Source organism: Chromobacterium sp. Ag138 (assembly GCF_055181315.1).
In genome coordinates, this window is record NZ_JBUPWA010000001.1 from 2,511,618 (window position 1) to 2,522,631 (window position 11,014).

General features: G+C 68.3%; 9 protein-coding genes. 5 read left to right on the top strand and 4 right to left on the bottom strand.

The annotated features are described in order from the left end of the window. The coding region (locus ACY3GB_RS11545; RefSeq protein ID WP_463088867.1) for an MFS transporter at positions 1-1,134 on the bottom strand (1,134 nt) is incomplete at its 3' end. Positions 1,135-1,248: 114 nt separating this feature from the next. On the opposite strand from ACY3GB_RS11545, the gene ACY3GB_RS11550 reads away from it, so the two are divergent. Further along, a complete protein-coding gene (locus ACY3GB_RS11550) occupies positions 1,249-2,154 on the top strand; it encodes a LysR family transcriptional regulator (protein WP_463088868.1) in 906 nt (301 codons plus the stop codon). 553 nt (positions 2,155-2,707) lie between these two features. On the opposite strand, the gene ACY3GB_RS11555 is transcribed toward ACY3GB_RS11550, so the two are convergent. The 3 genes from ACY3GB_RS11555 to ACY3GB_RS11565 form a co-directional block, all read right to left on the bottom strand. Continuing rightward, a complete protein-coding gene (locus tag ACY3GB_RS11555; RefSeq protein WP_463088869.1) occupies positions 2,708-4,642 on the bottom strand; it encodes a methyl-accepting chemotaxis protein in 1,935 nt (644 codons plus the stop codon). Between the two features lie 225 nt (positions 4,643-4,867). After that, positions 4,868-5,434, bottom strand: coding sequence for a DinB family protein (locus ACY3GB_RS11560; protein WP_463088870.1), 567 nt, complete (start codon positions 5,432-5,434; stop codon positions 4,868-4,870). Positions 5,435-5,450: 16 nt separating this feature from the next. Then, positions 5,451-6,053: a TetR/AcrR family transcriptional regulator gene (locus ACY3GB_RS11565; RefSeq protein ID WP_463088871.1), complete on the bottom strand. Its 603-nt coding sequence runs from the start codon at positions 6,051-6,053 to the stop codon at positions 5,451-5,453. A gap of 109 nt (positions 6,054-6,162) precedes the next feature. Here ACY3GB_RS11565 and ACY3GB_RS11570 point away from each other — a divergent pair, with 109 nt between their 5' ends. From ACY3GB_RS11570 to ACY3GB_RS11585, 4 genes are all read left to right on the top strand, one after another. After that, on the top strand, positions 6,163-7,602 hold the full coding sequence (locus ACY3GB_RS11570; RefSeq protein ID WP_463088872.1) for an efflux transporter outer membrane subunit: 1,440 nt from the start codon (positions 6,163-6,165) through the stop codon (positions 7,600-7,602). Between the two features lie 36 nt (positions 7,603-7,638). Further along, on the top strand, positions 7,639-8,778 hold the full coding sequence (locus tag ACY3GB_RS11575; protein WP_463088873.1) for an HlyD family secretion protein: 1,140 nt from the start codon (positions 7,639-7,641) through the stop codon (positions 8,776-8,778). 7 nt (positions 8,779-8,785) lie between these two features. Beyond that, positions 8,786-10,330 (top strand): DHA2 family efflux MFS transporter permease subunit, encoded by a 1,545-nt coding sequence (locus ACY3GB_RS11580; RefSeq protein ID WP_463088874.1) that lies wholly within the window; start codon positions 8,786-8,788, stop codon positions 10,328-10,330. A 214-nt stretch (positions 10,331-10,544) separates the two neighbouring features. Further along, positions 10,545-11,014, top strand: a 470-nt coding sequence (locus ACY3GB_RS11585) for a hypothetical protein (RefSeq protein WP_463088875.1), incomplete at its 3' end; no start/stop codon positions are given.

The following is an 11,014-nucleotide window of genomic DNA, read 5'->3' on the forward strand; positions in this document are numbered from 1 at the left end:
CTTCAGGAAGGCCGTACTCTGGCTGGCGCTGCTGCACAAGGTGCCGCCCAGGCCCATCAGCGCGTAGCTGCCGGCCAGCCAGGGCAGCTGCCCGGAGCGGTCTATCGCCAGCAAGCTCAGGAAACCGATGCCCTGCGCCAGCGCGCCGGCCATCAGCAGCGGCCTCGGCCCCAGGCGGCGATAGCCGCGCCCAGTCAGCGCGATCGCGGCGAACGCGCCCAGCGACCACGGCAGCATCAACAGCCCGGCGGCGGATGCCGACACGCCCAGCACCTGCTGCAGATACAGCATCGCCACCAGGCTGACGCCCATGAAAGCGCCCGGCACCAGCAGATACATCAGCATCGACATCCGCAGCAGCGGCTCGCGCAGCAATTCCAGCCGCAATATCGGCCGCGGATGCCGGCGGCTGTGCCGCGCGTAAGCCGCGCCCAGCGCCAGGCCCGCCGCCAGCAGCGCGCCGCCGCGCCCCCAGGTGGACGGTTGCGCCAGATCGCTGAGCCCCTGCAAGACAGACAGCAAGGTCAGGCTGCCCAACAGCAAGCCGCGCCAATCCAGGCCGGCGGCCGGCTCCGGCTCGCGCTCGTCCCGCAGCCACCACAACGCCAGTACCAGCGGCACGGCGGCCAGCGGCAGGTTGAGCCAGAAAATCCAGCGCCAGCCCAACGCGTCCAGCGCCAGCCCGCCCAGCGTCGGCGATAGGGCCGGCGCCAGCTGGCCCACCAGCAAGATCATTGCGGTCAGACCGGGCCGCTCCGCCGGCCGGTACAAGCGATAGGTCATGGTCTGGCCCAGCGGAATCAGCAAGCCGCCTCCCAGGCCTTGCAGCCCGCGCCAGGCGATCAGCGCGCCGAGCGAGCCGGCCTGCGCCGCGCCGGCCGAGCCCGCCATGAACAGCAGCAGCGAGGCGACGAACACCCGCTTGCCGCCCCAGCGCGCCGCCAGCCCGTTGCCCAGCGGGATCACCGCGGTCAGCCCCAGGATGTAGGCGGTGCCCACCCAGGCCAGCTCCGCCACGTCGCGCTGGAAAGTGCGGGCGATATCGGGAAAGGCGACATTGCCGACGAAAAGATTGGCCAGATCGATGAAAAACCCCAACAGGTACACCGCGGCCACGCGCTTGCGATACTCCATGCATCCAACCTCCTTGCTTGACGGAGGCCAGCTTAGTCCCGCCCGATCACCAGAAAAACCACCCACAATCGATTAAACTGTCAAAATCATTTTGACAATAAAGCCCACCCGGACATGAGCCTGCAACGCTTCCGCATCTTCGCCGCCATCGTGGAAAGCGGCTCGCTGACCGCCGCCGCCGAGGCGCTGGGCCACAGCAAGGCGGTGGTCAGCTTCAACCTGAAACAGCTGGAGGCCGAGCTGGGCGTGGCCCTGCTGACCCGCAGCACCCGCCGGCTGCAACTGACCGAAACCGGCCGGCGCTTCTACCAAGACTGCCTGCATGTGCTGCGCATGGCGCAAACGGCGATGGACGACGCGCGCCGCGGCCACGGCGGCCTGCAGGGCACGCTGAGCGTGAGCACCACGCCGGAATACGGCCGCCGCCGGGTGATACCGGCGCTGGCGGCCTTCGCCCGGCTGCATCCGCGGCTGGCGGTGCGGCTGGAGTCGTCGTCGCGGCATGCCGACCTGATTTCTCAACAAGTGGACGTGGCGATCCGGCTGGGCTCGCTGAACGACTCCAGCTATCGCGCGCGGCTGCTGGAGGAGTTCGACATCTGGCCGGTGGCCTCGCCCGGCTATCTGGCGCAACCAGGCAAGCAAGTGGAAAGCGTGGACGCGCTCGCCCGCGCCGACTGGCTGGCGCACAGCCGGCTGGCGGCGCCGCTGCGCTGGAAACTGACGGGAAAAAGCGGGGAAGCGATGCTGGACGCCGGCGACGCGCCGCGCATCGTCGCCGACACCTCGGGCGCGCTGCTGGACTTCGCGCGCCAGGGCTGCGGCGTGGCGCTGCTGCCGGACTGGCAGGTAAAAGACGACCTGGCCGCCGGCGCGCTGGCGCGCCTGCTGCCGGATTGGGCATTTCCGCGGCAAGGCGTGTACGCGGTCTACCCGGACACCCGCCACCTGCCGGAAAAAGTGCGCGCCTTCATCGATTTTTTCGCCGACTACCTCGCGCCGCGGCAAGGGGAGGGCTGAGCCCGCCGCGCTTCTCAGAACCTGCTGGCGATCTTTTCGCAGCACTTTAAGAAGCCGCTGGCAAAAAGCCGCGCATCCGATGCGCCCGGATCCCTCCAAGCCTGCCGCCGGGTGGCAGGCCCGAGGTCTTAAGCGGCTGCCTGTTTGAGCCCCGCGACGTTAGCGCGCATCGCTGAGCGAATCTCTCACTGGGCGAAATGAAGCCTCGCCCAGTGAGAGATTCGCACGCAGTGAGTTCAGCCGCGCCTCGGGCCTGACGGGAACCGGCGGGAAGCCGCAGGCCAGGCTTGCGGGGTGGCTTTTAGAACCGCTAACAAAACCTCGCAGAGTCCCTGAGCCAAGGCGCGCCGACGCAGGCAGTACAGAGAGTACGACAAGGAGGCGCAACGCAGGATCAGGGGTTTTGTTAGCGGGTCTTAGGGGTGGAGGGGATATTTGACCAAGCAAATATCCCCTCCCTGCCCGCCGGGCAGCCCCGGCCATGAAAATCATCATCCGCGCAGCGGATGCAAAACCTACAAACCGCGAACAGGGGTATGAAAGCGCAGCACGCTTACAGCTTGAAGCGCGACACCACGCCCTCCAGCGACTGCGACAAGCGCTCCAGGTCGGCCACCACCTGGCCGGCGCGGCCGATCTCGGCGTCAGACTGCAGCGCCTGCGACGACATCTGCTCGGCGGTGCGCGCCATGTCCTCGGTGGCCTTGGACTGCTCGCTGGCGGCGTCGCGGATCTCGGCCGCCTGGCGCACCACCAGCTGCATGCTGGACTGGATCTCGGCGATCTGGCGCTGCGCTTCCTCGGCCAGCTCCACGCCGCCCTGCACCGCGCCGTAGGTCTTCGCCACCCGCTCGCGCGCCTGGCCCGAGCCCTGCTGCATGCCGCCAACCATGTCGTCGATCTCCACCGTGGCCTGGCTGGTGCGTTCGGCGAGCTTCCTCACTTCGTCCGCCACCACCGCGAAGCCGCGCCCCTGCTCGCCGGCGCGCGCGGCCTCGATCGCGGCGTTCAGCGCTAGCAGATTGGTCTGGTCGGCGATGTCCTTGATCACGCCGGCGATGCTCCCCACCTGGGCGGAGCGGCGCTCCAGCTCCTCCATCACCGTCTTCACCTCGTCCATCGACGATGCCACCGAGCCGATCTCGACGCTGACCTTGCCCACCGCCTCGGCGCTCTGCGACGACAGCGCGCCGGCCTGCTGCACCGCCTCGGCGGTGCCGTGGCAGTTGCCGGCGATGTGGCTGACACTGACCGACAGCTGCTCAATGGTGGCGGCCGTGGTTTCGCTGAGGTCGGCGTTGTGGCGCGATCCGGCCGACAGGCGCTCGGTCATCCGCGCCAGCTCGCCGGCGCTGCGGTGCAGCTGGCCGCTCTGCTCGCGCACCTGCAGGAACATGGCGCGCAGCTGCTCCATGAACTGGTTGAACGCCGCCGCCACCTGGCCGGTTTCGTCGCGGCTGTCGGCCGGCAGGCGCATGGTCAGATCGCCGTGGCCGGAGCTGAGCGCGCGCATCGCGTCGCGCAGCTGCACCAGCGGCCGGCTGATGAAGCCGGACACCTGCCAGATCACCAGCAGGGACAGCAGCAGCACCACCGCGTCAATCGCGGCCACCCACCAGATGGTGCGGGTCACCGCGCCGTACACCTCGTTGGCGTCCATCTCCACCACCACGAACCAGTCGGCGTTGGGCATGTAGCTGGAGGCGATGATGGTCGGGCCGCCCGGGCCGTCGAAATGCGCCAGGTTGAAGCCGGACTTGTTCAGCAGCTGCGGCGCGATCGGCGACAGGCCGGGCAGCTCGGCCAGCAGGGTCTTCTTCTGCATCGCCGCCGGATCGCGGTGCAGCCGCACTTGGCCCGCGGCGTCCACCACATAGACCTGGCCGCGCTCGCCCACCGCCATCTTGCGCACGCGCTCGGCCATCTGGGTAACGTCGAAGCCCAGCGCCGGCACCGCGCGGTGGCCGGCCTGGCCCTTGTTGGCCAGCACGTTGACGAACATCATCACCTGCTGCTTGCCGGTTTCCGAACCCAGCGTGAACTGGCTGTCGCGGCCGGAGGCCAGGAAATCGGCCAGCCACTTGTCGTTGCCCTTGGGGTCGGCCTTGACCGTGGCGTGGTCGATGTAGATGTTGAGCGTGGCTTCGGAGGTCCAGGAGATGATGGACGCGCCGGACGTCTGCATCAGCGCCTTGGCGTAGCGCTGCCAGGGGCCGACGCCCGACTCGGGCTCGCCGGCGGCGGTCCAGTCCAACAGATAGGTGTTGGCGGCCAGCTGGCGGGTCTGGCTCAAGGGCAGCGCGATGGAGGCGTCCAGCTCGTTGCGTATGCCCTCCACTGTCGCCTTCAGTTCATGCTGCTCCAGGCGCTCGGTCAGCGCCGACTGGAACATGCGGGTGGACACCGTGCCGGCGATGGCCAGCGCGATGAGCAGGATCAGCGCGACGCTGACCAGGATTTTCTGTTTGACCGACCAGTTCTTGAACATGCTTGCTGGCTTTCCAGGAAGAGACGAAAAATGTCCGGCGCCGCCGGACCGCATATCCGCGCACGCTGCGCCCGCCAGACGGCGGCAGCGCGAGCCGGAGCGGATTCCGTCTCAATCTGAAAAGCATGCCGCCGTAATGGCGGCGGCAATTGTAACAAGCCCTTATGTTTTCGCCATGAAGAATATTTTCAGCAACACATCTTCATGTGGAGTAATTGCCACAGCTCAGCCCGGCTGCCGGCGCGCCGGCTGGCTGTCATGCAGGAAGCGGGTGTAGAGGTCGCGCGGCGGCTGCAGGCCGCATTCGGCCAGCACGCGCCCCGCCGCGCCGCGGTGGTAGCCGCCATGGGTGATCACCTGCATCAGCATCTCGGCGCGGCTCATCCGGCCATGGCCGCCGTCGGTGAAGGTGAAATCGACGTCTTCGGCCAGTTCGGCCTCGCTCAGGCCGCTGGCGTAGCCGATGTACCATGCGTCGGTTTCGCGCGCCGCCGCCAGCAGCTCGGCCGCTTCCGGCGTGTCCGGCGTATTGGTCGCCGCATAGCCGTGCGGGCGGCCAGTCAGATTGCCGGCGAAGATGCGATCCACCACGTGGATGTGGTTGAGGATGCGGATGACGAGATGGCGCTTGTCCGGATGGGCTTCGCCATCCAGCTGGGCCGTCAGCGCGTGCAGCTCTTCATCGGCCCAGGCCTTGTAGCGGAACAGCGAGGGGAACAGATCGGGAAGACTCATCTTGCGGCCTTTCGCGCCGGACGGCGCCTGCGTGGGATAAGTCTCCCATTGTCTCACGGGGAACTTCCCGCTGTCATTCCGCGCCGTAGGCCGCCAGGAACACCCTGACCGCGTCCGCCACCCTGCCCGGCCGCTCCGACGCCGGCGCCAGCTCGTCGATCAGGCCGGTCATCATCGCCGCTTGGCATTCCGACTGCAGCAGCCCGTGAAAATGCATGGCGGCGGTCCACGGCGATGCCTGGCGCAGCCGGCCGGCCTCCATCTCCGCCGCCATGAAGTGGGCCAGCTTGGTCCATCCGGTTTTAGGCCCATTCTCATAGAACAGCTTGCCCACCTCGCTGCGGCTGCCGCCGCCCATCACGATCGCGTGCAGCGCGCGCAGCTCGGGGCTGAACAGATTGTCGAGGAAGGCCATGCCGAAAGTCCGCAGCACCTCCTCCAGATCGCCGCCCGGCTGCAGCTTGACATAGGCCGACGACAGCTCCGTCGTCAATGAGCGCATCACATCCAGGAACAATGCCTCCTTGGACGGAAAATAATTGTACAGCGTGGCCTTGGAGCCGCCGGCCCGGGCCGATATCTCGGACATCGACGCCGCCTCGTAGCCGCGTTCGACAAAAACTTCGGTCGCTGCCGCCACCAAGCCCTGGCGCTTGTTTTCGCTTTTTGTGCGCATATCCATCCTTAAAACTGAACAGTACAGTTCAATTTTTCTTGACAAGAAATCTCGCCTCGCCATATAACTATACCGTACCGTACAGTCAAAACACTACCGGACAGAGACGATGAGAACCGCATATTTCCGCTGGCGGCCGCTGCCAGCAGCCGGCCTCTCCGCAGCGCTGGCGCTGATGGGAGGCTGCGCGACGACGCCGGACATGGGCCCGGCGCCGCAGATCAAACCGCTGCAACAATACCAGAATACGCAAAGCCTGCCCGCCTCGGACGGCGTCTGGGCCAATGAGCAATGGTGGAAAAAATACGGCGACGCGCAGTTGAACGCGCTGATGGACGAGGCGCTGAGCCAGGCGCCCGACCTCGCCTCCGCCCGCGCCCGCGTCGAACGCGCCGAAGGCCTGGCCCAGCAGGCCGGCGCCGCGCGGCTGCCCGGCGTGGACCTGAACGCCTCGCTGAACCGCGACAAGCAAAGCTACAACAACGGGATGCCCGCGCCGGCCGGCTTCAACACCAGCGCCCGCGCCACGCTGGATTTCAGCTACGAGCTGGACTTCTGGGGCAAGAACCGCGCGTCGCTGGCCGCCGCGACCTCGGACCTGACCGCCGCCCGCGCCGACGCGGCCCAGGCCAGGCTGATGCTGACCGCCTCGCTGGCCGCCGGCTACGCCGAACTGGCGCGCCTGTTCGCCGAGCGCGACGCCGCCGCCCAGGCGCTGGACGTGCGCGAACACACCGCCAAGTTGATGCTGCAGCGCTGGCAGCAAGGCATGGACACCCGCGGCGTGCTGCGCCAGGCGGAGTCGCGCGAAGCCGCCGCCCGCGCCGACCTCGCCGCCGCCGACGAGAGCATCGCGCTGCAGCGCCACAGCCTGGCGGCGCTGATCGGCGCCGGACCGGATCGCGGCCTGGCCATCGCCCGCCCCGGCGCCAAGCTGTTTAGCGAACAGCGGCTCCCCGCCGCGCTGGCGGCCGAGCTGCTGGGCCGCCGGCCGGATCTGGCCGCCGCCCGCCTCCGCGCCGAAGCCGCGGCCAAGCGCATCGACGCCGCTGAGGCCCAGTTCTATCCCAACATCAATCTCACCGCCTTCGTCGGCGCCCAGTCGCTGGGGCTGGGGCTGTTCGACAAAGCGGGTTCCGGCATCGCCGGCGTCGGCCCGGCGATCAATCTGCCGATATTCCGCGGCGGCCAGCTGCAAGGCCAGTACCGCGCCGCGCGCGGCGACTACGACGCCGCCGTCGCCAGCTACGACGCCACGCTGAGCCAGGCGCTGCGCGAAGTGGCCGACGCCGTCAGCAGCCAGGCCGCGCTGATGCCGCAGCTGCAACAGCGCCAGGCAGCGCTGACCGCCGCCGACGAGGCCTATCGCGTCAGCCAGGACCGCTTCGACGGCGGCCTCGCCAATTACCTGGACGTGCTGACCGCCGAAGACAGCGTGATCAGCGCCCGCCGCGGCCTGGCCAATCTGCAAGCGCGCCGTTTCTCGCTGGACGTGGCGTTGGTCAAGGCGCTCGGCGGCGGCTACCAAGCTCCCGAATCCGCCCGTTGAGGCCGCCGGAAAACATACACACTAGGAATACCCGCCATGAGCGAAAACGCACAAGCCCTGCCGGCCTCCGCGGCGCCCGCCGCAGGCCATCCCCTGCAACGCAAGAAGCTGTTCACGCTGCTGTTCGGCGCCGTCGCCGCGGCGGCCGTCGCCTACGGCGGCTACTGGACGCTGGTCGGCTCCCATCATGTCAGCACCGATAACGCCTACGTCGCCGCCGAGATCGCCCAAGTGACGCCCGAAGTGGCCGGCACCATCCAGCAGGTGAAGGTGGTCGACACCCAGGCGGTGAAGGCCGGCGACGTGCTGGTGGTGCTGAACGACAGCGACGCCAAGCTGGCGTTGGCCCAGGCCGAGGCCGACCTCGCCCGCGCCGAACGCCGGGTGAAGGGCTACTTCGCCAACGACGAAGGCCTGAGCGCCCAGGCCCAGGCCCGCAGCGCCGACCAAGCCCGCTCCGCCGCGCAGCTGGCCTCGGCCCGCGCCGACCTGGAGCGCGCGAAACTCGACCTGCAGCGCCGCCAGGCGCTGGCGAAAAACGGTTCGGTGTCCGGCGAGGAACTGAGCAATGCGCAGAACGCCTACGCCACCGCGCAGGCCAACCTGAAGGCCGCCGAGGCCGCCAGCCGCCAGAGCGAAGCCAATTACCGCGCCGCGATCGGCAGCCTGAAAGCCAACCAGACGCTGACCGCCGACGCCACGGTAGATGACAACCCCGAAGTGGCGCTGGCGCGCGCCAAGCGCGACCAGGCCCGGCTGGACCTCGCGCGCACGGTGATCCGCGCCCAGGTGGACGGCGTGGTGGCCAAGCGCCAGGCCCAGGTGGGCCAGCGGGTCCAGTCCGGCACACCGCTGATGTCGGTGGTGCCGCTGCAGAACGCCCACGTCGACGCCAACTTCAAGGAAGTGCAGCTGAACCGCGTGCGCGTCGGCCAGCCGGTGGAGCTGACCGCCGACCTCTACGGCGGCAAGGTGGTGTACCACGGCAAGGTGGCCGGCCTGTCCGGCGGCTCCGGCGCCGCGTTTTCGATGATTCCGGCGCAGAACGCCACCGGCAACTGGATCAAGGTGGTGCAGCGGCTGCCGGTGCGCATCGCGCTGGACCCGGCCGAGCTGAAAGCTCATCCGCTGCAGGTGGGGCTGTCGATGGAAGCCACCGTCGACGTCAGCGAGTGAGGCCGCCATGTCTAGCGCGAATCCGGCGGTCGGCGAAATCCAGCGACCGCTGACCGGCAATATGCTGTGGCTGGCGGCGCTGGTGCTGGCCGCCGCCAACTTCATGGTGGTGCTGGACACCACCATCGCCAACGTGTCGGTGCCCAATATCGCCGGCGGGCTGGCGGTGTCGTCCAGCCAGGGCACCTATGTCATCACCTCTTACGCGGTGGCCGAGGCCATCATCGTGCCGCTGACCGGCTGGCTGGCGGCGCGCTTCGGCACCGTGCGGCTGTTCGTCGGCTCGATGCTGCTGTTCGGCCTGTTCTCCATGCTGTGCGGACTGGCCGGCTCGCTGGAGACGCTGGTGCTGTTCCGCGTGCTGCAAGGCTTGGCCGGCGGCCCGCTGATGCCGATGTCGCAGACCCTGCTGCTGCAGATTTTCCCCAAACAGAAAGCCGGCGCGGCGATAGGCCTGTGGAGCATGACCACGCTGGTGGCCCCCATCATGGGCCCCATCCTGGGCGGCACGCTGTGCGACCAGGCCAGCTGGCCGTGGATCTTCTACATCAACGTGCCGATCGCCCTGGGCTGCGGCCTCCTCGGCTGGAACCTGCTCAAGCGCTACCAGAGCCAGGTGTTCAAGCTGCGGATAGACGTGATCGGACTGGCGCTGCTGATGGTGTGGGTGGCCTCGCTGCAACTGATGCTGGACAAGGGCAAGGAGCTGGATTGGTTCGCCTCGCCGGCCATTGTCGGCATGGCCATCGTCGCCGCGATCGGCTTCGCCGCCTTCCTGATCTGGGAGCTGACCGACGCCCAGCCCATCGTCGACCTCAGGGTGTTCCGCCACCGCGGCTTCTGGGCCAGCGTGCTGACCATCTCGCTGGCGTTCGGCTCCTTCTTCGGCGCCACCGTGCTGACGCCGCAGTGGCTGCAGTCCTATATGGGCTATACCGCCACCCAGGCCGGCTACGCCACCGCGATGAGCGGCGTGCTGGCGGTGATGGTGGCGCCGATCGCCGCCCAGCTGTCCTCGCGGCTGGATCCGCGCAAGCTGGTGTTTTGCGGCGTGATGTGGCTGGGCTGCGTCACGCTGTACCGCAGCTTCTCCACCACCGACATGGGCTTCTGGCAAGTGGCGCTGCCGCTGCTGTTCCAGGGCCTGGGCATGCCCTTCTTCTTCGTGCCGCTGACCGGCCTGGCGCTGGCCAGCGTGGAGCCGGCGGAAGTGGCCTCGGCCGCCGGCCTGATGAGCTTCATGCGCACGCTGTCCGGCGCCTTCGCCACCTCGCTGGTCACCACCGCCTGGGACGACAAGGCCAGCTACAACCACGCCGAGCTGGCCGGCATGGTGGACAGCGGCGGCGACGCGCTGCGCGCGCTGAGCGCCGGCGGCATGGGCAGCGACACCGCTCGCGCGGTGATCGAACAGACGCTGCAGGCGCAAAGCATCATGCTGTCCACCAACCAGATCTTCTGGCTGGCGGGGCTGTCCTTCGTCGTCGCCGCCTGCGCCATCTGGCTGGCGCCCAGGCCCAGCCGCGTCGCCGACACCAGCCAGGCCCACTGAGTTTCTCGACCCGCGTTTCACCACTTGCCCCGCGCCCTTGTGGCCGGGGCTTTTTTTCGCCCTGTATTCCCGGCCAGGATTTACATACCGCCTCCATCTCGTAACAGACACTTACATATGCGGCGTGCTATCAATATGCCACGACAATAATTCAGACCGGCTCGGCCGGCGGCGCCTCCGCCTTTCATTCAACGCAGACAGGAAACCCTCAGCAATGAAGCATTCGATCAAGCGGCTGGCATGCGCAACCGCCGCCGCGCTCGCCTGCCAGGCCGCCGCCGCCGCGCCGCTCCAGCCCATCCGCCACGACGCCTTCGCCCAGTCCTGCCAGGCGCTGTGGGGCAAGGAAACCGCGCGTAGCCGCTGGGTGAAGGACGATGGCCAGGGCGGCCTCGCCTACGCGCCGCTGAACGGCAACGGCGACCGCATCATAGATTTCTCCAGCGCCGGCTATATGGGCGGCGGCGTCGCGCTGCCGGCCGCGCCGGTGAAGGCGACAGTCAAGCCCAGCGGCAATGCCGCCAGCGATCTCGCCGACATCCAGGCCGCCATCGCCAAGGTAGCCGCCTTGCCGGCGGTGAACGGCGTACGGGGCGCAGTGCTGCTGACGCCCGGCACCTTTCTGCTCGAATCGCCGATCCAGGTCGCCAGCGATGGCGTGGTGCTGCGCGGCAGCGGATCCGG

Bases quoted from the DNA above. Each gene is read 5' to 3' on its own strand.
- ACY3GB_RS11555 (WP_463088869.1), bottom strand. From the start codon at position 4,642: ATGTTCAAGAACTGGTCGGTCAAACAGAAAATCCTGGTCAGCGTCGCG.
- ACY3GB_RS11580 (WP_463088874.1), top strand. From the start codon at position 8,786: ATGTCTAGCGCGAATCCGGCGGTCGGCGAAATCCAGCGACCGCTGACC.
- ACY3GB_RS11575 (WP_463088873.1), top strand. From the start codon at position 7,639: ATGAGCGAAAACGCACAAGCCCTGCCGGCCTCCGCGGCGCCCGCCGCA.
- ACY3GB_RS11565 (WP_463088871.1), bottom strand. From the start codon at position 6,053: ATGCGCACAAAAAGCGAAAACAAGCGCCAGGGCTTGGTGGCGGCAGCG.
- ACY3GB_RS11570 (WP_463088872.1), top strand. From the start codon at position 6,163: ATGAGAACCGCATATTTCCGCTGGCGGCCGCTGCCAGCAGCCGGCCTC.
- ACY3GB_RS11550 (WP_463088868.1), top strand. From the start codon at position 1,249: ATGAGCCTGCAACGCTTCCGCATCTTCGCCGCCATCGTGGAAAGCGGC.